Genomic DNA, 24,230 nt, shown 5'->3' on the forward strand with positions numbered 1-24,230 from the left:
TGGCTGGTTTATCGATTGTTTTGCCCTGCAGTCTGAGCGCGTTTAGACGCATCAGGCACCAGACGATAAAAGGTTTCGCCCGGCTTGGTCATGCTGAGTTCGTTGCGCGCACGCTCTTCAATCGCTTCCTGACCGCCATTGAGATCGTCAATTTCGGCAAACAGCTGATCGTTACGCGCTTTAAGTTTCGCATTTGTCGCTTGCTGCGCAGCCACATCATCGTTGACGCGGCTATAGTCATGTATGCCGTTCTTACCGAACCACAGCGAATACTGAAGCCAGACCAATAAAGCCAGCAACAGCAGCGTTAGTTTACCCATCCTGCCCCCTGAAAAACGGCATCATCATCCCAAAACATCCGCAGACGACTCTCCGTCTACAGGCGGGAATACCGCGACAACGCGGGCAAATGTACCACATTTGCTCGTTGTTACGTATACCCCGTGTAAGGAGAACATAATCTCATTGTTGGTTACGGTTTGAATTATGACCAGTCCGCGTTTCAGCCTCAGTAGCCATATAAAGAGAAGGGAGATAGCCTAACCCAGCAGCCACATAAACAATGCCCCGAACATCAGCCCCACCGTCAGCAGGGTACACGTCATGCTCAGGAACAGTCGTCCCTTCAATAACGAGTGCAGGGCTATTCCCGCCACAATCGCGACAGGCAGCAATGCAAGGAAAAACGGCCAGGTATAGAGGAAGAAAAACAGCGTGTTAGGGCCATACATAAGACATGGAATGCCCAGCGCCAGCAACCACGCCACAAAACCGACCACGGCCCCCGGTAGTGACCAGATGGTTTCGCCGTCGGCCTTGAAGGTGTCTGACTCTGCAATAGTAATGTTATGGCTGTTACGCATAGCTAATCCTGTGACCTTGACTGACCGAGCCGATAAGCTCGGGGATGTCTCAGGATCTGATAATATCTTGCTGCCTCAGCAGGTCTAATAATTGAGGAACCAAATTTGTTACCAATTGTTCACCATCAAGGTGAATCTCTGGCGATTCAGGCGCTTCGTACACCGCGTCAATTCCGGTGAAATTGCGCAGTTCACCCGCTCGCGCTTTTTTATACAGCCCTTTCGGATCGCGGGCTTCGCATGTCGCCAGCGGCGTATCGACAAACACCTCGATAAAACGCCCCTCGCCGACGCGCTCGCGGACCATTTGCCGCTCAGCGCGATGCGGGGAGATAAATGCCGTCAGCACCACCAGCCCGGCATCCACCATCAGGCTAGCGACTTCCCCCACCCGCCGGATGTTCTCTTTGCGATCGGCGTCGCTAAAACCCAGATCGCTGCACAGGCCATGGCGCACGTTGTCGCCATCCAGCAGCCAGGTGCTGACGCCCAACCGATGCAGCACCTCTTCCAGCGCCCCCGCCACCGTTGATTTACCGGAGCCTGAGAGCCCGGTAAACCAAACAACCGCCCCTTTATGCCCGTGCAGCACTTCGCGATCTTCGCGCGTTACCGCATGGGCATGCCAGACGACGTTTTCGTCATGCAAGGCCATTACTTTCCTCCCAGCAAATCACGTGCGTTCCAGTGCGGGAAGTGACGACGCACCAGCGCATTCAGTTCCAGTTCAAACGCGCTGAACGGGGATGTCGTGGCCTGTTGCTGCTCGATAGGTTCGCGGATCAGTCCCGCACCCACGGTGACGTTGGTCAGACGGTCAATAATAATCAGACCGCCCGTCACCGGGTTATGCTGATAGGTGTCCAGTACCAGCGGTTCATCAAACGTCAAATTAACCAGGCCAATACCATTCAGCGGCAACGCGTCGACCTCACGCTGAGTCAGGTTATTGATATCGACCTGATACTGCACGTTATCTACGCGGGCACGCGTCTTCTTGCCCGCGACTTTGATGTCATAGCTCTGACCTTCCGACAGCGGTTGTTCCGCCATCCATACCACGTCAACGGCAGCATGCTGTACCGCTGGCAAGACTTCGCGAGCATCCAGCAACAGGTCGCCACGGCTGATGTCGATTTCATCTTTCAGTACCAGTGTAATCGCTTCGCCCGCATGCGCTTCCTGGAGGTCGCCGTCAAAGGTGACGATCCGCGCGACGCTTGATTCAACGCCAGACGGCAGCACTTTGATTCGCTGGCCTACCGTTACGCGACCGGAGGCCAGAGTTCCGGCATAACCACGAAAATCCAGGTTCGGGCGATTCACATACTGCACCGGGAAACGCATCGGTTGGGTCTCAACAGCCCGCTGGATCTCTACCGTTTCCAGTACCTCCAGCAGCGTCGGGCCGCTATACCATGGCATGTTTTTACTCTGGGAGGCCACGTTGTCGCCTTCCAGCGCAGAAAGCGGCACAAAGCGAATATCCAGATTGCCCGGCAACTGTTCGGCAAAGGTCAGATAATCTTCGCGAATGCGGGTAAATGTGTCTTCGCTGAAGCTCACCAGATCCATTTTGTTGATCGCCACCACCAGATGTTTGATCCCCAGCAGCGTGGAGATAAAACTGTGGCGGCGAGTCTGGTCCAGCACACCTTTACGTGCATCAATCAGCAGGATCGCCAGATCGCATGTGGACGCACCGGTGGCCATGTTCCGGGTGTACTGCTCGTGCCCTGGCGTATCGGCGATAATAAATTTGCGCTTCTCGGTGGAGAAATAGCGGTAGGCCACGTCGATGGTGATCCCCTGCTCACGCTCGGCCTGTAACCCGTCAACCAGCAGCGCCAGATCCAGTTTCTCACCCTGGGTACCATGACGTTTGCTGTCGTTATGCAGCGTTGAGAGCTGATCTTCGTAAATCTGGCGCGTGTCGTGCAGCAGTCGGCCAATCAGCGTACTTTTCCCGTCATCCACGCTGCCGCAGGTTAAAAAGCGCAGCAGGCTTTTGTGTTGCTGGGCAACCATCCAGGCTTCAACGCCGCCTTCATTAGCAATTTGTTGTGCAAGTGTCGTGTTCATGGCGGCTCCTTAGAAATACCCCTGACGTTTCTTCAGCTCCATGGAGCCCGCCTGGTCGCGGTCAATCACGCGGCCCTGACGTTCACTGGTGGTTGAGACCAGCATTTCTTCGATAATTTCCGGCAGCGTCTGCGCGTTTGACTCCACGGCGCCGGTAAGCGGCCAGCAGCCAAGCGTGCGGAAACGCACCATGCGTTTTTTGATAACCTCACCAGGCTGCAGATCGATCCTGTCGTCATCGATCATCATCAGCATACCGTCACGTTCCAGCACCGGGCGCTCCGCAGCCAGGTACAGCGGCACAATGTCGATATTTTCCAACCAGATGTACTGCCAGATATCCTGTTCGGTCCAGTTGGAGAGCGGGAACACGCGAATGCTTTCGCCTTTGTTAATCTGCCCGTTGTAGTTGTGCCACAATTCCGGGCGCTGGTTTTTCGGGTCCCAGCGATGAAAGCGGTCACGGAAAGAGTAGATACGCTCTTTAGCACGTGATTTCTCTTCATCGCGGCGGGCGCCGCCAAACGCGGCATCAAAGCCGTATTTGTTCAGCGCCTGCTTCAGCCCTTCGGTTTTCATAATGTCAGTATGCTTGGCGCTGCCGTGAACAAACGGGTTAATGCCCATCGCCACCCCTTCCGGATTTTTATGCACCAGCAGCTCGCAACCGTAGGTTTTTGCCGTGCGGTCACGGAATTCATACATCTCGCTGAATTTCCAGCCAGTATCCACATGTAGCAACGGGAACGGCAGCGTGCCGGGATAAAACGCTTTGCGCGCCAGATGCAGCATTACGCTGGAGTCTTTGCCGATGGAATACATCATCACCGGATTAGAAAACTCGGCGGCCACCTCACGAATAATATGGATGCTTTCCGCTTCCAGTTGCCGCAGGTGGGTAAGTCGTTTTTGATCCATAACCGTTCCTATGTAATGCCGTTATTGTTCTAACGATGCTCAGATAACTCGACTATAGGGAGGGCAAGAGAACGAATGAAATTACGAATTGGAATGAGTAGTTCCTCAAAGGAATAACGATCTGGAAAAGCAAATATCAAAAAGTGCTTAAGCCGCCGGATTTCGGGCATTTAGGAGCAAATGAAATTGTTTTACCCCGATCACGGTTTCATACTAGCGGGTAAAAATTTATGCTTGGTATTTAAGGACTCACTATGTTTTCCGCATTGCGCCACTTTCCTGCTGCCCTGGCGCTCGGCGTGTGCTTTATCCTTCCCGCACAGGCAACCTCTTCGAAGCCCGGAGATATCGCCAACTTCCAGGCCCGCCATATTGCAACGTTTTTTCCTGGCCGCGTGACGGGCTCGCCTGCAGAAATGTTGTCTGCCGATTATTTACGTCAGCAGTTTCAGCAGATGGGATACAGCAGTGATATTCGGACGTTTAATAGCCGCTATGTGTATACCGCCAAAAATAACCATAAAAACTGGCATAACGTAACGGGTAGCACGGTAATTGCAGCACATGAAGGTAAGGCACCGCAGCAGATTATTATTATGGCGCACCTTGATACCTACGCGCCGCAAAGCGATGCCGACTCCGATGCCAATCTCGGTGGATTAACGCTGCAAGGGATTGACGATAACGCGGCGGGTCTCGGCGTGATGCTGGAACTGGCAGAAAAACTCAAGAATGTCCCGACCGAGTACGGCATCCGCTTTATCGCCACCAGCGGAGAAGAAGAAGGCAAGCTCGGCGCAGAGAACGTACTCAAACGCATGAGCGCCGCCGAGAAGAAAAATACGCTGCTGGTGATTAATCTGGATAACCTGATCGTCGGCGATAAGCTCTATTTCAACAGCGGGCAAAAAACGCCAGAAGCGGTTCGTAAGCTCACACGCGACCGGGCGCTGGCTATTGCACGCAGTCGCGGTATCTCCGCCAGCACTAATCCCGGTCTGAACAAGAACTACCCGAAAGGCACTGGATGTTGTAACGATGCGGAGGTGTTCGACAAAGCGGGGATTGCCGTGCTCTCCGTCGAAGCCACCAACTGGAATCTGGGTAACAAAGACGGCTATCAGCAGCGAGCCAAAACTGCCTCATTCCCTGCAGGCAACAGCTGGCACGACGTTCGACTGGATAACCAGCAGCATATTGATAAAGCGTTACCCGGCCGTATTGAGCACCGCAGTCGCGACGTGGTACGCATTATGCTGCCACTGGTAAAAGAGCTGGCAAAGGCGGGCTAGTTCACCCGTATCCTGCCCGGTAGCATGCAGATGCTTACCGGGCCTGTTACCGATTACCCTTCGTGCAATCCGCACTCCCGCTTCAGTCCGAAGAAGCGCGTCTCTTCTTCCGCCATGCCCGGTTCCCATTTACGGGTGGTGTGGGTATCGCCTACCGACAGATAGCCTTGCTCCCACAGCGGATGATACTTCAGCCCGTGTTGTTGCAGGTACTGGTACACCGTGCGGTTGTCCCAGTCGATGATCGGCAGCAGTTTGAACACGCCACGCTGGATAGCCAGTACCGGCAAATGGGCACGACTGCCGGATTGCTCACGACGCAGACCGGCAAACCAGGTTTGCGCATTGAGTTCTTGCAGCGCCCGGTTCATCGGCTCGACTTTGTTGATGTCATTGTATTTCTCAATGCCTTCAACGCCCTGTTCCCACAGTTTGCCATAGCGCGCTTCCTGCCAGGCGGCACTCTCTTTTGCCCGGTAAACCTGCAGATTGAGTTTGAGCGTGTCCGTTAACTCGTCAATAAACTGGTAGGTTTCCGGGAACAGATAGCCGGTATCGGTAAGGATCACCGGGATATCCGGGCGAATCTGATTCACCAGGTGCAGGCTAACCGCCGCCTGAATACCAAAGCTCGAAGAGAGCACGTAGTCGCCGGGCAGATTCTCCAGCGCCCACGCCACACGATCCTGCGCGCTCAGTTTTTCCAGCTGGCTGTTGGTTTCCGCCAGCGCCATGACGCGCTCAACTTTTGGTAGGTTGTTCAATGCGTGTAGATCGAGTACGGACATGATTACCTCATCTTATGCCTGATGGCGCTGCGCTTATCAGGCCTACGCAGTCGGTAGGCCGGATAAGGCATTTATGCCGCCATCCGGCAATTCAGGTTATTCCCAGAAATCCCGCGCGGGATCGAGCACCGGGCGAATAATGCCCGCACGCACCGTAAAATCGCCGAAGCCTTCACCCGCTTCACGCTCTTTTGCCCAGCGCCCAATCAGTTCATCCAGCAAGGCCAGAATTTCTGTCTCGGTGATGTTCTCTTTGAACATCCGTGGAATACGCGTCCCGATACGGTTACCCCCCAGGTGCAGGTTGTAACGTCCCGGCGCTTTCCCGACCAGGCCGACTTCCGCCAGCATGGCGCGACCACAACCGTTCGGGCAGCCCGTCACGCGCAGCACAATGTTCTCGTCGCTCAACGCGTATTTCGCCATCAGGGCGTCAATGCTGTCGATAAACGTCGGCAGGAAGCGCTCTGCTTCCGCCATCGCCAGCGGACAGGTCGGGAACGAGACGCAGGCCATCGAGTTTTCACGCTGCGGAGTCACGGCATTCATTAAGCCGCTCTGCTGCGCAATCTTCTCGATCTTCGCCTTCTCGCTTTCCGGCACACCGGCAATGATCAGGTTCTGGTTGGCGGTAATACGGAACTCGCCTTTGTGGATCTTTGCTATCTCCAGTAACCCGGTTTTCAGCGGACGTCCCGGATAATCCAGAATACGGCCATTCTCAATAAACAGCGTCAGGTGCCATTTTTTGTCGATGCCCTTCACCCAGCCGATACGATCGCCGCGACCGGTAAACTCATACGGGCGAATCGATTCAAATTTGATGCCCGCCCGGCGTTCCACTTCTGCCTTAAAGGTCTCAACGCCGACGCGCTCCAGCGTGTATTTGGTTTTGGCGTTTTTACGGTCGGTACGATTACCCCAGTCGCGCTGGGTAGTCACCACCGCTTCCGCAACGGCCAGCGTGTGCTCCAGCGGCAAATAGCCAAATTCACTGGCGGTACGCGCGTAGGTTTTCTTGTTACCGTGCTCAACAGACAGCCCACCGCCAACCAGCAGGTTGAACCCCACCAGTTTGCCGTTTTCTGCCACCGCGACGAAGTTCATGTCGTTGGCATGCAGATCGATATCGTTCTGCGGCGGAATAACCACCGTCGTTTTGAACTTACGCGGCAGATAAGTTTGACCGAGGATCGGCTCTTCATCGGTGGTGGCGACTTTTTTCTGATCCAGCCAAATCTCTGCATACGCCCGGGTGCGCGGCAGCAGGTGTTCAGAGATTTTCTTCGCCCACTCGTAGGCTTCCGCGTGTAACTCGGACTCGTACGGGTTGGAGGTACACAACACGTTACGGTTCATGTCATTGGCGGTCGCCAGCGCGTCCAGTCCGACCGAGTTCAGCATCTGATGCACCGGCTTGACGTTCTTCTTCAGAATGCCGTGAAACTGGAAGGTCTGACGGTTGGTCAGACGGATGCTGCCGTAAATCGTGTTGTCATGAGCAAACTTATCGATCGCCTGCCATTGTTTAGTGGTGATGACCCCGCCCGGCAAGCGGCAGCGCAGCAGCATCGCATGACGCGGCTCCAGCTTCTGCTCGGCGCGCTCGGCGCGAATATCGCGGTCATCCTGCTGGTACATACCGTGAAAACGGATCAGCAGAAAGTTATCACCTTTAAAACCGCCGGTGAGACCGTCATTTAAATCTTCCGCAATGGTGCCGCGCAGATAGTTGCTTTCCAGCTTCATACGTTCAGCGTCGGACAGCTTACCTTCGACCACCAGTGGCCCTGGATGTTTTTCACTCATTAGTAGACATCTCGCTGATAACGGCGCTCAACGCGCAGCTCACTTAAAAATTCATCCGCCGCTTCGGTATCCATCGCACCGAATTCGGCAATCACTTCCAGCAAAGCCTGCTCAACGTCTTTCGCCATGCGATTGGCGTCGCCGCAGACATAAATGTGCGCCCCGTCATTAATCCAGCGCCACAGTTCCGCACCTTGTTGGCGCAGTTTATCTTGTACGTAGACTTTTTCTTTTTGGTCGCGTGACCAGGCGAGATCGATCCGGGTAAGTACGCCCTCTTTGACGTAGCGCTGCCACTCCACCTGGTAGAGAAAATCTTCGGTAAAGTGCGGATTGCCAAAGAACAGCCAGTTTTTGCCCGTCGCTTCATCGGCAGCACGCTGCTGCATAAAGGCGCGGAACGGTGCAATTCCCGTCCCCGGCCCAATCATAATAACCGGTGTTTCAGGATTGGCTGGCAGGCGGAAGTTGTCGTTATGTTCAATGAACACACGTACTTCACCTTCTTCGCCAACGCGGTCGGCGAGGAAGCTCGAGGCTCCGCCGGCACGCGCACGGCCTTCGACGTCAAATCGCACGGCACCGACGGTCACGTGTACTTCGCTTTCGACTTCCGCCTGTGAGGAGGCTATTGAGTACAGGCGCGGGGTCAACGGACGCAGCAGACCGATTAACGCTTCCGCGTCCAGCTGCGCCGGAGAAAAGCGCAGCATGTCGACGATAGGCGTGGTGGCGGCATAGTGTTGCAACTGCGCTTTATCGCCCACCAGCGGCAGCAACGTCTCACTGCGCGTTAAGGTGGCGTAATTTTCTACAATATTGGCTGTGTTAACCGTCAGTTCGAAGTGCCACTGCAGCGCGTCGGTAAGCGATAGCAATTTGCCATCAACCGTGACCGGCTCGTCGCCTTTCAGCCACAGCAGTTCAACAATCTCTTTGACCAGCGCCGGATCGTTTTGATACCACACGCCGAGCGCGTCGCCGGGCTGATAGCGCAGGCCGGAATCGCCCAGATCGATTTCGATATGACGCACGTCTTTTTCGGAGTCACGACCGGTGATTTTCTGATTCACGGAAAGCGACGCGCTAAGCGGCGCTTCTTTAGTGTACGGACTGGTATGCACCTCGTTAATCGCACCGCTCGCAGCGGTCTGTACAGAAGGTACAGCAGGCGCTCGTGCCTTCAACACATCAACCAGACGGGCGCGCCACTGCGCAGCTGCCGGTTGATATTCAACATCTGCATCTACACGATCCAACAAGCGTTCACCGCCAAGCTCCGCCAGTTTGCTGTCGAAGTTTTTGCCAGACTGGCAGAAAAACTCATAAGAGGTATCGCCAAGGCCAAACACGGCGAAGGCGGTATTTTCAAGTTTCGGCGCTTTTTTAGAGAACAGGAATTTATGCAACGCCACCGCTTCTTCCGCCGGCTCACCCTCTCCCTGCGTCGAGGCCACTACGACCAGCAATTTCTCGTTGGCAATATTTTTAAATTTATAGTCGCCGGCATTGATCAGGGTGACATTGAGCTTCGCGGCAATAAGATCGTCACGCAGGGCTTCCGCCACGCGGCGCGCATTACCGGTCTGCGAGGCGGAGATGAGTGTGATCCCCGGCATTTCGGCAGCAGGTGCAGGAATAACCGCATTAGCGCCCGGCTGCTGATTCAGCACGCCCCAGAAATAGCCAGAAACCCACGCAAGCTGCGCGGGCGAGAGATCGGTCGTGGCCGCCTGAAGGCGTGCCAGCTGTTCCGGGTTTAGCGGAAGCAAAGCGGAAAGTGGGGCCTGTGTCGTCATGCGTTGTCATGTTCCAGTAAGCAAAGCGGATTTAAGCAATAAAACCCAAACTGAAGATAAGGTTAACGGCGAGAATAGTAACAATTAAAGAAGGGATAGAAATAACAAATAACCAAATGGACTAACCTGTTTTAGCTATAGTTATTAACGGCAAAACAGATTTAATAACCATATGATATATAAATAGTTATTTGATATTGATTGTGTGAATGCACTGTCAGGATACTCAGCGCCCGTTTAACTAATGATAAAATTCGTATTATAAGGTACCCTACGGCGGTTTTTTGCATTCTTGAGAGTAGATAATGTCCACCACCCTGTTTAAAGATTTCACCTTCGAAGCCGCTCACCACCTGCCGCACGTACCAGAAGGGCACAAATGTGGCCGTCTGCATGGTCACTCATTTATGGTGCGTCTTGAAATTACGGGTGAAGTCGATCCCCATACCGGTTGGATTATGGACTTTTCCGAGTTAAAAGCGGCATTTAAGCCGACGTACAATCGCCTTGATCACTACTATTTGAATGATATTCCGGGTCTTGAGAATCCGACCAGTGAAGTACTGGCAAAGTGGATCTGGGATGAGATGAAACCGCTGGTTCCGCTGCTGAGCGCGGTGATGGTAAAAGAGACCTGCACGGCGGGCTGCGTCTATCGCGGCGAGTGATTCAAAGTCATTGCCGGATGGCGGAGCGTCTTATACGGCCTACACGTATCTACAAGCGTAGGCCGGGCAAGCGAAGCGCACCCGGCAAAATTTATCAGGCAATATTCAGATATTTATGCGTTTGCATCGACAGACGCCAGTTACGCGCAATGCAGGTATCAATACACAGGCGCGTGGCATCATCCTTCTGACTGATCGGCTGTAAAGCAATGATGCGCGGCTTATCATCGGTCAACGTCGCCAGCAGTTCATCCAGTGCTTCAATGTCGCGAACACGCCCCACCGGGTGCTTGATTTCATTGGCGCGTTCCAGCGCCTGAAATAACACGTCATAGCCGCCGCGCATATTCACCTTGGGAGAGACAGTCACCCAGGTGTTCGGCGTACAGCGGACTTCATGCGTGCCGCTGGTTTCAATCTGGCAGCTAAAGCCATTCTTTTCCAGCAAGTCGGTCAGCGGCATCAGGTCGTGAATGCAGGGTTCACCACCGGTGATCACCACATGGCGGGCGGTATAGCCCTGACGCTGAATCACAGCCAGCAGATCTTCGCTGCTCGCCGCGCCCCATTTATCGCTCTCTTTAGTCTTGGCCAGGATGCTGTAAAGCGAGACTTCCCGATCCTCAAGCTTATCCCAGGTGTGTTTGGTATCGCACCAGGCACAGCCAACCGGGCATCCCTGTAAACGAATAAAAATGGCGGGGACGCCGGTAAAATAACCCTCACCTTGCAGGGTCTGGAACATCTCATTAATCGGGTACTGCATAGTCTTCTCAATGTGGGGATAAACGATAATTATCGCAGATCCCCGCCAAAGTATCATGCCCGATCGTTGCTTTACGAGGCGATCGCCGTGACAAAGCGTGCCGTTATTTGTTGCGGACGGGTGATCGCCCCCCCAACCACTACGGTGTGCGCGCCTAATGCCAGGCAGTGTGCAGCCCGTTCAGGGGTGTCGACATTCCCCTCTGCCACTACCGGCAGGCTGACTGCAGCCAATACCTCACGTAAAAAACCACAGTCGTTATCCGCGAGCACATGCCCGCGAGTCTCTACCGTGTAGCCGTAAAGCGTCGTACCCACGCAGTCAAAACCCAGTCGTTCAGCGGCGACGGCTTCGTCTACGCTGGCGATGTCCGCCATCAACAGCACAGATGGGTAGCGCGCGCGAATCTGCATAACCAACGCGTCCAGCGTTTGCCCACCGGGACGTGGGCGCGCAGTCGCATCAAGGGCAATAATTTCCGGCTCAACGGTCATCAACTCATCTACTTCCTTCATAGTGGCGGTGATAAACACGTCGCTACCCGGATAATCACGTTTGATGATGCCAATGATCGGCAGTGCGACGTTTTCTTTAATGGCGCGAATGTCCACGACGCTGTTTGCACGGATACCGACAGCCCCTCCCTGTGCTGCCGCCAATGCCATCCGTGACATGATAAACGGGCTGTGCAGAGGCTCATTTTCCAGCGCCTGACAGGAGACAATTAACTTACCTTTCAGCGAATTCAGTACAGTTTTCATTACGATAAAATCTCTTCAACTTCATTTTTGATAATGGTGACGTGCGGGCCATAAATCACCTGAACACCATTGCCACGAATAATCACGCCACGCGCCCCGGTTGCTTTCAGCGCGGCTTCATCAACCTTGCTGCCATCTTTCACCGTCACGCGTAGTCGTGTGGCGCAACAATCCACCTCTTCCAGATTCTCTTTGCCCCCCAGTCCGGCAACCACTGCTGCGGCACGTTCGCTTTGAGGCAACGCATGTTCTACTAACGTTGCGTTCTCACGGCCCGGCGTCAGCCAGCCAAAGCGGTTGATCAAATAGCGGAAGGTGAAGTAGTACAGGAAGAACCACGGCACGCCCACCATAGGCACGTACATCCAGTTGGTTTTCGCTTCGCCCTGCAATACGCCAAAGAGGATGAAATCGATCAGTCCTCCCGAGAAGGTTTGCCCGATGGTGATATGTAAAATATGGGCAATCATAAATGCCAGGCCATCGAAGAAGGCGTGAATGACATATAACACGGGTGCCACGAACAGGAAGGAGAACTCAATAGGCTCAGTGATGCCGGTCAGGAAGGAAGTCAGCGCAGCAGACAGCAGCAGGCCCGCGACAACTTTTTTGTTCTCTGACTTCGCCGTGTGGTACATCGCCAGACATGCCCCAAGCAGACCGAACATCATGGTAATGAAGCGCCCGGACATAAAGCGCGAGGTACCCACATAGAACTGCTGAGTGTTCGGATCGGCAAGCTGAGCGAAGAAAATACGTTGTGTGCCTTCCACTAATTGGCCGTTAACGATTTCACTGCCACCGAGTGCCGTCGTCCAGAATGGCAGATAAAAGATATGATGCAGACCCAGTGGACCAAGCATACGCAGGATAAAACCGTACAACAGCGTTCCCAGATAACCCGTTGCATCAACAAGGCCACCCAGTCCAAATATGAGTTTCTGGAAATGGGGCCAGACCACCGTCATTGCGGCACCGACTGCAATCGCCGCAAGCGAGCTAATGATCGGAACAAAGCGCGAGCCGCTAAAGAAACCCAGAAACTGCGGTAGCGAGACTTTATTAAAGCGACTGTGCAGCGCGCAGGTGACAAGGCCTATCACCACACCACCAAACACACCCGTTTCCAGCGTCTGAATACCCAGCGTCATTCCCTGACCAACAGCACCTGGGTTCTCATGCGCCAGCGTCCCGTTCAGGATCAGCAAAGCGTTGATAGTGGCATTCATCACCAGAAACGCCAGCAGCGCGGCAAGCCCCGCAGTGCCTTTATCCGTCTTCGCCAGACCCACTGCTACACCAACCGCAAAAAGCACCGACAAGTTGGCGAACACAATGGATCCCGCGCTGGTCATGATAGTGAAGATAGCCTGCAACCAGTCAACATCTAAAAACGGGTAAGCCGTCAACGTGTTGGGGTTTGATAATGCACCACCAATACCCAGTAACAGCCCCGCAGCAGGTAATATCGCAATTGGCAGCATAAACGATTTGCCAAACCGCTGTGCCTTTTCAAACCACGTCCCTGACGACGCGCCGCTAAACATATTCATCATTTTTTCATTCCCCTGACAATTGATGAAAATTTTTACCATAAAAAATTTTATAAATGAAAATTATCATCAACTTTCTGGAAGTCGATCATACTTTTTTGAAATGACTGGCATCTCTCCCCCGCTTTCCGCCACACTATCGCCAGAGAAACGTATTAAGGATTTTGCATGCCAGAAAATGAAAACCTGCTGCTGAGACTGCGCCAGGGCGTAGACGGATACAGCCGTACACAGCAGAAGCTGGGTGAGTTTGTGCTGAGCGATCCGGCAAAAGTTGTCTATCTAACGATTACCGAACTGGCGCGCGAAAGCGACACCAGCGAGGCCAGCGTCACGCGTCTGTGCCGCACGCTAGGATGTAAGGGCTATAACGAATTTAAGATGGCGCTGGCGCTTGATCTCCAGCACGGACAGCCGATCGAACACGGCGGCGATGAGATTGACAATGTGGTCAATGAATCCGTGCAGGCCTTGCAGGACACCGCAAAATTACTCGACAGGACATTACTCGAAGCCGCCGCCCTCGCGCTGCATCAGGCCCAGTCGGTACAGATTTATGGCGTGGCGGCCAGTGCGATTCTGGGGGAATATCTGCATTACAAACTGTTGCGTCTGGGCAAGCCCGCACAACTGTTCAGCGACATGCATCGTGCCGCCATGAATGCCACTACGCTTTCCAAAGACTCGCTGGTAGTGGCAATTTCCAGTTCAGGCTCCACTCGCGATCTGCTTCATGTCGTTAAACTTGCGCGTAAGCATGGCGTCCCCGTACTGGCGCTGAGCAACACGCCGCGCAGTCCGCTGGCCTCACTGAGTGATATCCAACTGGTTGCAGCCAAACCCGAAGGACCGCTGAGCGCTGGGGCGCTCAATGCCAAAGTGGGCGTAATGTTATTAGTTGAATTGCTCACCACATCGCTTATCGCGCTGGATGAAAAGTACAGCAATGTGAGTCAGCAAACCGCCAGTGCGACGCTGCCGCTGCTACTTTAAAGACATAAAAAAACCCGCCGAAGCGGGTTTTTACGTTAAGAGCTAAAGAGCAGGATTACGCCTGACCTTTGATCTCTTTACGACCGTTGTACGGCGCTTGTTCACCCAGCGCTTCTTCGATACGAATCAGCTGGTTGTACTTAGCAACGCGGTCAGAACGGCTCATAGAACCAGTTTTGATCTGGCCTGCAGCGGTACCAACAGCCAGGTCAGCGATGGTTGCGTCTTCAGTTTCGCCAGAACGGTGAGAGATGACAGCCGTGTAGCCAGCGTCTTTCGCCATTTTGATCGCAGCCAGAGTTTCGGTCAGAGAACCGATCTGGTTGAATTTGATCAGGATGGAGTTAACGATGCCTTTGTCGATGCCTTCTTTCAGGATCTTGGTGTTGGTTACGAACAGATCGTCACCAACCAGCTGGATTTTGTCGCCCAGTACTTTAGTCTGGTATGCGAAACCGTCCCAGTCAGACTCGTCCAGACCATCTTCGATGGACACGATCGGGTACTGTTTGGTCAGTTCTTCCAGGAAGTGAGTGAATTCTTCGGAGGTGAATGCTTTGTTGCCTTCGCCAGCCAGAACGTATTTACCGTCTTTGTAGAATTCAGATGCTGCACAGTCCATCGCCAGAGTGATGTCTTTGCCCAGCTCGTAGCCTGCTGCTTTAACCGCTTCAGCAATAACAGCCAGAGCTTCTGCGTTGGAACCCAGGTTCGGCGCGTAGCCACCTTCGTCACCAACTGCAGTGTTCATGCCTTTGGCTTTCAGAACTTTAGCCAGGTTGTGGAACACTTCAGAACCCATACGTACGGCTTCTTTCAGGGATTTAGCGCCAACCGGCTGAATCATAAATTCCTGGATGTCGACGTTGTTGTCAGCGTGCTCACCACCGTTGATGATGTTCATCATCGGAACCGGCATAGAGAATTTGCCCGGAGTACCGTTCAGTTCTGCGATGTGTGCATACAGCGGCAGGCCTTTAGCAGCAGCTGCTGCTTTGGCGTTCGCCAGGGACACAGCCAGAATGGCGTTTGCACCGAAGTTGGATTTGTTTTCAGTACCGTCCAGATCGATCATTACCTTGTCGATGCCAGCCTGATCTTTAGCATCTTTACCCAGCAGAGCCTGAGCAATTGGGCCGTTTACCGCGCCAACCGCTTTCAGTACGCCTTTACCCATGAAACGGGATTTGTCGCCATCGCGCAGTTCCAGTGCTTCGCGGGAACCAGTAGAAGCACCTGACGGCGCTGCTGCCATACCAACGAAACCACCTTCCAGGTGTACTTCGGCTTCAACAGTCGGGTTACCACGGGAGTCGATGATTTCACGACCGATGATTTTAACGATTTTGGACATTAGGTTTTCCTCAGTACAAGTTAAACTAAAACTCCAGACAAACAATGCACCCGGATGGGTGCATTGCCGTTCTAACTTTTTACTTCTTACTTCGCCTGACGCTTCTGATGTTCACTGGCGGCTTTCACAAAGCCGGCAAACAGCGGGTGCCCATCACGTGGCGTGGAAGTAAATTCCGGGTGGAACTGACAGGCCACGAACCACGGATGATTCGGTACCTCAATGATCTCGACCAACTGATCATCACCGGAGCGGCCTGCAACACGCAGACCCGCAGCTTCAATTTGTTTCAACAGCATATTGTTGACTTCGTAGCGGTGGCGATGGCGTTCAACAATTGTCGGCGTACCGTACAGCTTACGCACCAGACTCTCGTCGTCCAGCTGACACTGCTGCGCACCAAGGCGCATCGTGCCGCCCAGATCGCTCTTCTCGGTACGGACTTCGACGTTGCCGTCTTCATCACGCCATTCGGTAATCAGGGCCACCACCGGGTACTTACAGTCTGGCACAAATTCCGTGGAGTTGGCGTTGTCCATACCCACGACGTTACGAGCAAACTCAATCAACGCTACCTGCATACCCAGGCAAATGCCCAGATAAGGAATATTGTTCTCACGCGCAAAGCGTGCCGTCGCGATTTTACCTTCAACACCACGGTAGCCGAAGCCGCCAGGGATCAGGATAGCGTCGAGACCTTTCAGGATCTCAACACCGCGCGTTTCAACATCCTGCGAATCGATCAGCTTGATGTTGACGGTGACACGGTTCTTCAGACCACCGTGCTTCAGCGCTTCGATAACTGACTTATAGGCATCCGGCAGCTCAATGTACTTGCCGACCATACCGATAGTCACTTCGCCTGCCGGATTGGCTTCTTCGTAGATAACCTGTTCCCATTCTGACAGATTTGCTTCCGGACAGTTCAAGCTGAATCGTTTACAAATATAATCGTCCAGCCCCTGAGATTTCAACAGGCCTGGAATTTTATAGATAGAATCGACATCTTTCAGAGAAATCACCGCTTTTTCCGGGACGTTACAGAACAATGCAATTTTTGCACGTTCATTAGCCGGAACAGCACGATCGGAGCGGCAAATCAGAATATCTGGCTGAATACCGATAGAAAGCAGCTCTTTTACAGAGTGCTGAGTCGGTTTAGTTTTGACTTCACCTGCCGCTGCCATGTAGGGAACCAGCGTCAGATGCATAAACAGCGTATGTTCGCGGCCAATTTCCACGGCCATCTGGCGAATCGCTTCAAGGAACGGCAGAGATTCGATATCCCCAACGGTTCCGCCGATTTCGACCAGAACAACATCATGACCTTCACCGCCTTCCAGAACGCGTTCTTTGATCGCATTCGTGATGTGCGGGATAACCTGAACGGTTGCGCCCAGATAGTCGCCACGACGTTCTTTACGCAGAACGTCAGAGTAAATACGACCGGTGGTGAAGTTGTTGCGGCGGCTCATTTTGGTGCGGATGAAACGCTCGTAGTGACCCAGGTCCAGATCGGTTTCAGCGCCGTCTTCGGTAACGAACACTTCCCCGTGTTGGATTGGGCTCATAGTACCGGGATCGACGTTGATGTACGGATCCAGTTTCATCATGGTTACATTGAGGCCACGGGCTTCAAGAATGGCTGCCAGGGAGGCTGCGGCAATGCCTTTTCCCAGAGAGGATACGACCCCGCCGGTCACAAAAATATAGTTCGTTGTCATGCTGGACCTGAGAAGTTAGGGTGAAACGATGGAATTACCAAGACGGGAAAGTAGTATACCCGAACATGGCGAGCGCCACAAACTTTCATTATTCCTCCTCTTCACCAGGCTCACATTAACATCGGGAGTGAGAAAATAGCCCCTTTGGGGTAAATGTTTTTGACGTAAATCAATCGCTTGTTATTTAAAAAATCACACAAATCGCCCTTGACCGACGAAACCCCTTAGAGATCAATTTCCTGGCGTTTTACCTGTTGCCAGACTTCTTCCATAGTTTCCAGATCAACACCAGTCATTTCCAGACCGCGTTCAGCAACAATCCGTTCAACTTCACGAAAACGTCGCTCAAATTTTTCGTTCGCTTTCTGTAATGCGGTCTCGGCTTTTGTGCCTAAATGGCGGGCCATATTGACCGTGGCAAACAGCAGGTCGCCTATTTCCTCCTCCAGTTTAGCCTGGTCGACGACGGCCTGCTTCGCTTCGAACATGACTTCGTCGATCTCTTCACAAACCTTGTCGACCACCGGTCCTAACGTCTTCCAGTCAAAACCAACATTTGAGCAGCGTTTCTGGATTTTTTGAGCGCGCATCAGCGCCGGTAAACTACGGGGAATATCGTCCAATGCGGAATGTTGGGCTTTCTGCGCACGTTCTTCGCTTTTAATTTGCTCCCAACGGGTTAACACCTCAGTGCTGTTGCTGGCGGAAACATCGGCAAAAACATGCGGATGACGGCGTTCAAGTTTATCGCTGATGGCCGCACAAATATCATCAAAATTAAAGCGCCCTTCTTCCTGTGCCATCTGCGCGTAAAACACCACCTGGAACAGTAAATCCCCCAACTCTCCGCGCAGATCGTCGAAGTCTTCACGCGCAATGGCATCGAGCACTTCATAGGTTTCTTCGAGGGTATAGGGGGCGATGGTGGCGAAAGTCTGCTCTTTATCCCACGGACAGCCGTTTTCCGGGTCGCGCAGGCGCTGCATAATACCGAGCAGTCGGTCGATTTGATTCATTACAAGATCCTGAAAACGTAGGCCCGATAAGCAAAGCGCCATCGGGCATGGTGATATTGCCGGATGGCGGCACGCCTTATCCGGCCTACAAATGATTAATTACCGTGCAGACGACGTGCGTCGATCACATCCGGCACCTGATTGAGCTTGCCAAGTACGCGCCCGAGCACCTGCAGATTATAGATTTCGATGGTCATATCGATGGTGGCAAGCTGCTGTTTGGTATCGCTACGACTGGCAACCCCCAGCACGTTCACCTTCTCATTGGCGAGAATGGTGGTGATATCGCGCAATAAACCGCTACGATCGTTCGCCAGGACGCGGACCACCAGCGAATACCCCGCCGAGTAGCTTTCGCCCCAAACCGCATCGACGATACGCTCCGGCGCATGAGAACGCAGTTCTACCAGCTGTTCGCAATCCGCCCGGTGCACGGATATACCGCGCCCCTGGGTGATGAACCCCACAATCTCATCGCCAGGAATCGGCTGGCAGCAGCGTGCGATGTGGTGCATCAGATTACCTACCCCTTCAACCACCACGCGACCATCATCTTTACGGCGGTTTTGTGGCGCATGCGTTTTCTGCTGCAACTGCTTCAGCGCGGCAGCATCCTGCTCGGCGGCGCTCGGCTTGTTAAACTGCGATTGCAGGAAGTTCACCATCTGGTTAAGACGGATATCCCCACCGCCAATCGCCGCCAGCAGCTCTTCCAGCTCATTGAAGTTGTAGCGCGGCAGCAGATGCTTTTCGGCTTCTTTCAGACTAATGCCTAAGTGCGCCAGTTCATCATCAAGGATTTGTCTGCCCGCGAGGATATTCTTGTCGCGATCCTGCTTGCGGAACCAGGCATGGATCTTGGAGCGCCCACGGCTTGTGGTCACGTACCCGAGGTTAGGGTTCAGCCAATCGCGACTTGGGTTTGGCTGCTTCTGGGTGATGATTTCAATTTGATCGCCCATCTGCAACTGGTAGGTAAACGGCACAATACGCCCACCAATTTTGGCACCAATACAGCGATGACCGACATCACTATGGATATGGTAAGCAAAATCAAGCGGCGTCGAGCCCGCCGGTAAGTCCACCACATCGCCTTTTGGCGTAAAGACATAAACCCTGTCATCAAAGACCTGGCTACGCACTTCATCGAGCATCTCGCCGGAGTCTGCCATCTCTTCCTGCCAGGCGATCAGCTTACGCAGCCAGGCAATTCTGTCTTCATGACCCGAACGCGCCGCACCTGAAGCGGTGCCTTCTTTGTACTTCCAGTGCGCCGCGACGCCCAGTTCGGCATCCTCGTGCATCTGTTTAGTGCGGATCTGGATTTCGATGGTTTTACCACCCGGCCCCAACACAACCGTATGGATTGATTGATAACCGTTGGGTTTGGGATTCGCGACGTAATCATCGAACTCGTCCGGCAGATGCCGATAGTGAGTATGTACTATCCCCAGTGCGGCATAGCAATCCTGTAACCGCTCGGCGACGATGCGCACGGCGCGCACATCGAACAGCTCATCAAAAGCCAGCTGTTTTTTCTGCATTTTGCGCCAGATGCTGTAGATGTGTTTCGGACGACCGTACACCTCGGCCTTCACGCCTTCGATTTTCATCTCTGAACGCAGGTGACCGACGAACTCATCAATGTAGTGTTCTCTGTCGATACGGCGTTCGTGCAACAGCTTGGCGATTCGCTTGTATTCGTCCGGATGCAGGTAGCGGAAGCAGTAATCTTCCAGCTCCCATTTTAACTGCCCGATACCTAATCGATTGGCCAGCGGCGCATAGATATTGGTGCACTCTTTTGCCGCCAGTACACGTTCGTCTTCTGGTGCGTCCTTGACTTCGCGCAGGTGCGCGATACGCTCCGCCAATTTAATGACCACACAGCGGAAGTCGTCGACCATGGCCAGCAGCATACGGCGGACGTTATCAACCTGTTCGGAAGAGACCGAATCGGTATGCGTGGCTTTCAGCTGACGTATCGCCGCCATATCACGCACGCCATGGATAAGATTGACGATTGACTTCCCCGCGTTCTCGCTCAGGATGTCTTCGCTGACCACGTTGGCATCCGCCAGAGGGAAAAGCATAGCGGCCCGCAGCGTGTCCATATCCATACTCAGCATAGAGAGAATTTCTACCATCTCCACGCCGCGCCACAACAGCAACTCCGCATCCGGATGCCCCTGTGTCTGCTGCAGGCAATACGCCCAGGTTTCGGCTAAGCGTTCACACGACTGCTGGCTGGTGATCCCCAGACTGGCGATCCATTTTTTGGGATCAAACTCACCAGCTTTATTAATATGTGCACTTCTTACCGCAACCATCGTCCTCTCCTTTAGGGGCCTGGCCTGTCGAAGTCGACAAGCCGTACCCATTGGGTTTCAGGCTACTGCGCGCCGAAACCCAGTGGGTATAAGATTCATTACCTATGCTCAAACAGGACCATTGACTCCAGGTGTCCGGTGTGCGGGAACATATCGAGCATCGCCAGTCGCTGAATGGTGTATCCCGCGTTGAGTAACGCTTCGCTGTCACGAGCCAGCGTAGCAGGATTACAGGATACATAAACAACGCGACCCGGTTTTAATTTTATAATATGTTGCATCACGCCTGCAGCACCTGCACGCGCGGGATCGAGTAAAACTTTGTCAAATCCGTTCTTTGCCCACGGCTGCCGGGTGACATCCTCCTCAAGATTCTCATGAAAGAATGTCACATTGTGTAATCCGTTATTCAGGGCGTTCTCGCGGCCTTTATCCACCAGCGCAGGCACGCCTTCAACGCCCACCACGCTAGCCGCACGGGTTGCTAGCGGCAGCGTGAAGTTACCCATGCCGCAAAACAGATCGAGCACCCGATCTTCAGGTTGTACATCCAGCCATTCCAGCGCTCGGGCAACCATCTGTTGATTTACCCCGGCATTCACCTGGATAAAATCACGCGGGCTGAAGGTTAAACGTAGCCCATTTGAGTCATACCAGGGTGATTCTCCTGAAACGCGTTCCAGTATCTCGCTTTGCGGGGCCAGAAACAAAGACAGTCCCTGAGAATGCGAAAAGCATTCCAGTTTTTCTTTATCAGCAGTATTTAGCGGCGACGTATGGCGCAAAATCATCACCGTACCGTTGCCAGCCTGCACTAATTCAACATGGCCAAGATGGCGTAACCCTTGCAGACTTTCCAGGCACGCCCTGATATCGGGCAGCAGCGCCTCAAGTTGGGGCACCAAAACGGGGCACTGCTTCACGTCGATAATGTCACTGGAGCCAGATTTACGAAACCCCATCTGCAACTGCTTTTCTTTCGCCCGATAGTTCAGGCTTAAACGCGCACGACGGCGATAGCCCCATGGCGTGTCGGCAATAACCTCTGACACTTCACATTTCATTAAGCGTGACAGCGCCGCGCTTTTGCTACGTTGCTGTAAAGAAATGCTGGCATGCTGCTGCTGGCAGCCACCACATACGCCAAAGTGTGGGCAACGTGGCACTTCACGGTCTGGGCTGTCATTTAAACGACGTTTGACTTGCGCGCGGGCGAACTGTTTTTTATCTTTGGTGATTGCCACCTCAGCGCTTTCCTGGGGCAGTAATTCCGGTATAAACAGGGTCTTCCCGTTATGGCGAGCGACGCCCTGACCAAAAGGATCGAGGTCATTGACGGTAACGGTTATGATCTGACGCGTCGTCACGCGTCGTTTTGCAGAGTAGAATTGCGCCATCGACGAGAGTTTTCTCTATTTAACAGTGTGACCCTAATTGTCCCATAACGGAACTCCATGACCAACTACAGCCTGCGCGCTCGCATGATGATTCTGATCCTGGCACCGACCGTCCTGATAGGTTTGCTGCTCAGTATCTTTTTTGTTGTGCATCGCTATAACGACTTGCAGCGTCAACTGGAAGATGCTGGTGCCAGCATCATTGAGCCACTCGCAGTCTCCAGCGAATATGGCATGAACCTACAAAATCGGGAGTCTATCGGCCAGCTTATCAGCGTGCTGCACCGTCGCCATTCCGAAATTGTGCGGGCGATTTCGGTCTATGATGAAAATAATCGGCTGTTCGTCACGTCAAATTTCCATCTCGATCCATCAGAAATGCAGCTGCCTGCCGGTGCGCCGTTTCCCCGAAAACTGAGCGTCATCCGCCAGGGGGATATCATGATCCTGCGCACCCCAATTATATCGGAAAGTTATTCTCCGGATGAGTCTGTGGTCAGCGACGCGAAAAACACAAAAAATATGCTGGGGTACGTGGCGCTTGAGTTAGATCTTAAATCGGTGCGGCTACAGCAGTACAAAGAAATCTTTATTTCAACCGTGATGATGCTGTTTTGCATCGGTATTGCGTTAATTTTTGGCTGGCGTCTGATGCGCGACGTGACCGGCCCTATCCGCAACATGGTGAATACCGTTGACCGGATACGACGAGGGCAGCTCGACAGTCGAGTAGAAGGCTTCATGCTGGGCGAGTTGGATATGCTGAAAAACGGCATCAACTCGATGGCGATGTCGCTGGCGGCCTACCATGAAGAGATGCAGCACAATATCGATCAGGCCACGTCTGACCTACGCGAAACGCTGGAGCAGATGGAGATCCAGAACGTTGAGCTGGATCTGGCGAAGAAACGCGCCCAGGAAGCGGCGCGTATCAAATCCGAGTTTCTGGCAAACATGTCGCATGAGCTGCGTACGCCGCTCAATGGCGTGATTGGCTTTACCCGCCTGACGCTGAAAACCGAGTTGAACACCACCCAGCGCGATCACCTGAATACCATTGAACGCTCCGCCAACAATTTGCTGGCCATCATCAACGACGTGCTCGACTTCTCCAAACTGGAAGCAGGCAAGTTGATTCTGGAAAGTATCCCGTTCCCGCTACGCAGCACGCTGGACGATGTGGTGACGCTGTTGGCGCACTCCTCCCATGATAAAGGGCTGGAGCTAACACTCAATATCAAGAACGACGTGCCAGACAATGTGATTGGCGATCCACTGCGTTTGCAGCAGGTCATCACCAATCTGGTCGGCAATGCCATCAAATTTACCGAGAGCGGCAATATCGATATTCTGGTGGAGAAACGCGCCCTCAGTAACACCAAAGTGCAGATTGAAGTGCAAATCCGCGATACCGGTATCGGCATTCCAGAACGCGATCAGTCGCGCCTGTTCCAGGCCTTCCGCCAGGCGGATGCCAGTATTTCGCGACGCCACGGCGGCACCGGGCTGGGCCTGGTGATTACGCAAAAACTGGTCAACGAAATGGGCGGGGATATCTCCTTCCACAGTCAGCCCAATCGTGGATCAACCTTCTGGTTCCACATCAGCCTTGACCTCAATCCTAACGTACTCAGTGAACGCTCACCTACCCGCTGTCTGGCCGGGAAACGACTGGCCTACGTAGAACCCAACGCCAATGCGGCACAATGTACGCTGGATATCCTGAGCGAAACGCCGCTGGAGGTGATTTATAGCCCGTCATTCTCCGCGTTGCCGGCAGAACACTACGATATTCTACTGCTTGGCGTACCGGTGACGCTGCGCGAACCGCTCACCATGCAACATGAACGGCTGGCAAGCGCCCGGGCAATGACCGACTTCTTGTTACTGGCGCTGCCTTGCCATGCGCAGATTAACGCTGAGAAATTAAAACAAGGCGGCGCTGCGGCGTGTCTGTTAAAACCGCTCACGTCAACCCGCCTGCTGCCTGCCCTGACGGAGTATTGTCATCTGAACCAAAGCAACGAGCCGTTGCTGGTCGACGAGAGCAAAATTGCGATGACCGTCATGGCGGTAACAACGGGGGTCGTAAATTGTGTGCTCATAATAAAGTCCTT

Annotated in this window: 19 protein-coding genes and 1 pseudogene; 4 read left to right on the forward strand and 16 right to left on the reverse strand. The window is 53.4% G+C overall.

Going from position 1 to position 24,230, the window contains the following annotated elements:
• Positions 1-8: 8 nt before the first annotated feature.
• From ftsB to cysD, 5 genes are all read right to left on the reverse strand, one after another.
• Entirely contained in the window at positions 9-320 is a 312-nt protein-coding gene (gene ftsB, locus FDW98_RS00895; protein WP_003034163.1) for a cell division protein FtsB, read from the reverse strand.
• Positions 321-539: 219 nt separating this feature from the next.
• Complete coding sequence (locus tag FDW98_RS00900) at positions 540-863, reverse strand: DUF3561 family protein (protein WP_096755918.1); 324 nt, start codon at positions 861-863, stop codon at positions 540-542.
• A gap of 49 nt (positions 864-912) precedes the next feature.
• Complete coding sequence (cysC, locus tag FDW98_RS00905) at positions 913-1,518, reverse strand: adenylyl-sulfate kinase (protein WP_096755917.1); 606 nt, start codon at positions 1,516-1,518, stop codon at positions 913-915.
• Positions 1,518-2,945: a sulfate adenylyltransferase subunit CysN gene (gene cysN / locus FDW98_RS00910; protein ID WP_096755916.1), complete on the reverse strand. Its 1,428-nt coding sequence runs from the start codon at positions 2,943-2,945 to the stop codon at positions 1,518-1,520. The genes cysC and cysN overlap by 1 nt, the downstream gene beginning before the upstream one ends.
• Before the next feature lie 9 nt (positions 2,946-2,954).
• Positions 2,955-3,863: a sulfate adenylyltransferase subunit CysD gene (gene cysD, locus FDW98_RS00915; RefSeq protein WP_096755915.1), complete on the reverse strand. Its 909-nt coding sequence runs from the start codon at positions 3,861-3,863 to the stop codon at positions 2,955-2,957.
• 254 nt (positions 3,864-4,117) lie between these two features.
• On the opposite strand from cysD, the gene FDW98_RS00920 reads away from it, so the two are divergent.
• Positions 4,118-5,155, forward strand: coding sequence for an aminopeptidase (locus FDW98_RS00920; protein ID WP_096755914.1), 1,038 nt, complete (start codon positions 4,118-4,120; stop codon positions 5,153-5,155).
• A gap of 53 nt (positions 5,156-5,208) precedes the next feature.
• Here the strand turns inward: FDW98_RS00920 and cysH are convergent, their stop codons facing one another.
• The 3 genes from cysH to cysJ all read right to left on the reverse strand — a co-directional run bounded on the left by cysH (position 5,209) and on the right by cysJ (position 9,551).
• Positions 5,209-5,943 carry a phosphoadenosine phosphosulfate reductase gene (gene cysH, locus FDW98_RS00925; protein ID WP_096755913.1) on the reverse strand — a complete coding sequence of 245 codons (735 nt, stop codon included), beginning with the start codon at positions 5,941-5,943 and terminating at the stop codon, positions 5,209-5,211.
• Between the two features lie 96 nt (positions 5,944-6,039).
• Positions 6,040-7,752 carry an assimilatory sulfite reductase (NADPH) hemoprotein subunit gene (cysI, locus tag FDW98_RS00930; protein WP_096755912.1) on the reverse strand — a complete coding sequence of 571 codons (1,713 nt, stop codon included), beginning with the start codon at positions 7,750-7,752 and terminating at the stop codon, positions 6,040-6,042.
• Positions 7,752-9,551: an NADPH-dependent assimilatory sulfite reductase flavoprotein subunit gene (gene cysJ / locus FDW98_RS00935; RefSeq protein WP_096755911.1), complete on the reverse strand. Its 1,800-nt coding sequence runs from the start codon at positions 9,549-9,551 to the stop codon at positions 7,752-7,754. The genes cysI and cysJ overlap by 1 nt, the downstream gene beginning before the upstream one ends.
• Positions 9,552-9,856: 305 nt before the next feature.
• On the opposite strand from cysJ, the gene queD reads away from it, so the two are divergent.
• On the forward strand, positions 9,857-10,219 hold the full coding sequence (gene queD / locus FDW98_RS00940) for a 6-carboxytetrahydropterin synthase QueD (RefSeq protein WP_096755909.1): 363 nt from the start codon (positions 9,857-9,859) through the stop codon (positions 10,217-10,219).
• 94 nt (positions 10,220-10,313) lie between these two features.
• Here the strand turns inward: queD and queE are convergent, their stop codons facing one another.
• From queE to FDW98_RS00955, 3 genes are all read right to left on the reverse strand, one after another.
• The gene (gene queE / locus FDW98_RS00945; protein ID WP_096755908.1) at positions 10,314-10,985 is read right to left on the reverse strand and encodes a 7-carboxy-7-deazaguanine synthase QueE; all 672 of its coding nucleotides are present in this window, start codon (positions 10,983-10,985) and stop codon (positions 10,314-10,316) included.
• Between the two features lie 71 nt (positions 10,986-11,056).
• Positions 11,057-11,746, reverse strand: coding sequence for an N-acetylmannosamine-6-phosphate 2-epimerase (locus tag FDW98_RS00950; protein WP_096755907.1), 690 nt, complete (start codon positions 11,744-11,746; stop codon positions 11,057-11,059).
• Complete coding sequence (locus tag FDW98_RS00955) at positions 11,746-13,302, reverse strand: PTS transporter subunit EIIC (protein ID WP_096759339.1); 1,557 nt, start codon at positions 13,300-13,302, stop codon at positions 11,746-11,748. Before FDW98_RS00955 ends, FDW98_RS00950 begins: the two co-directional genes overlap by 1 nt.
• 165 nt (positions 13,303-13,467) lie before the next feature.
• Between FDW98_RS00955 and FDW98_RS00960 the strand changes: the two genes are divergently transcribed.
• Positions 13,468-14,292 carry a MurR/RpiR family transcriptional regulator gene (locus FDW98_RS00960; RefSeq protein ID WP_096755906.1) on the forward strand — a complete coding sequence of 275 codons (825 nt, stop codon included), beginning with the start codon at positions 13,468-13,470 and terminating at the stop codon, positions 14,290-14,292.
• 55 nt (positions 14,293-14,347) lie between these two features.
• Here the strand turns inward: FDW98_RS00960 and eno are convergent, their stop codons facing one another.
• The 5 genes from eno to rlmD all read right to left on the reverse strand — a co-directional run bounded on the left by eno (position 14,348) and on the right by rlmD (position 22,113).
• A complete protein-coding gene (gene eno / locus FDW98_RS00965) occupies positions 14,348-15,646 on the reverse strand; it encodes a phosphopyruvate hydratase (protein ID WP_096755905.1) in 1,299 nt (432 codons plus the stop codon).
• Between the two features lie 86 nt (positions 15,647-15,732).
• Positions 15,733-17,370, reverse strand: coding sequence for a glutamine hydrolyzing CTP synthase (pyrG, locus tag FDW98_RS00970; RefSeq protein ID WP_096755904.1), 1,638 nt, complete (start codon positions 17,368-17,370; stop codon positions 15,733-15,735).
• A 224-nt stretch (positions 17,371-17,594) separates the two neighbouring features.
• Positions 17,595-18,386, reverse strand: coding sequence for a nucleoside triphosphate pyrophosphohydrolase (gene mazG, locus FDW98_RS00975; protein WP_096755903.1), 792 nt, complete (start codon positions 18,384-18,386; stop codon positions 17,595-17,597).
• 95 nt (positions 18,387-18,481) lie between these two features.
• The gene (relA, locus tag FDW98_RS00980; protein ID WP_096755902.1) at positions 18,482-20,716 is read right to left on the reverse strand and encodes a GTP diphosphokinase; all 2,235 of its coding nucleotides are present in this window, start codon (positions 20,714-20,716) and stop codon (positions 18,482-18,484) included.
• Between the two features lie 98 nt (positions 20,717-20,814).
• Entirely contained in the window at positions 20,815-22,113 is a 1,299-nt protein-coding gene (rlmD, locus tag FDW98_RS00985) for a 23S rRNA (uracil(1939)-C(5))-methyltransferase RlmD (RefSeq protein WP_096755901.1), read from the reverse strand.
• A 57-nt stretch (positions 22,114-22,170) separates the two neighbouring features.
• On the opposite strand from rlmD, the pseudogene barA reads away from it, so the two are divergent.
• Positions 22,171-24,219, forward strand: a pseudogene (gene barA / locus FDW98_RS00990) (two-component sensor histidine kinase BarA); the annotation flags it as partial.
• Positions 24,220-24,230 lie beyond the last annotated feature (11 nt).

It is taken from the genome of Citrobacter sp. wls711, assembly GCF_005281055.1.
Taxonomy (GTDB): domain Bacteria; phylum Pseudomonadota; class Gammaproteobacteria; order Enterobacterales; family Enterobacteriaceae; genus Citrobacter; species Citrobacter gillenii.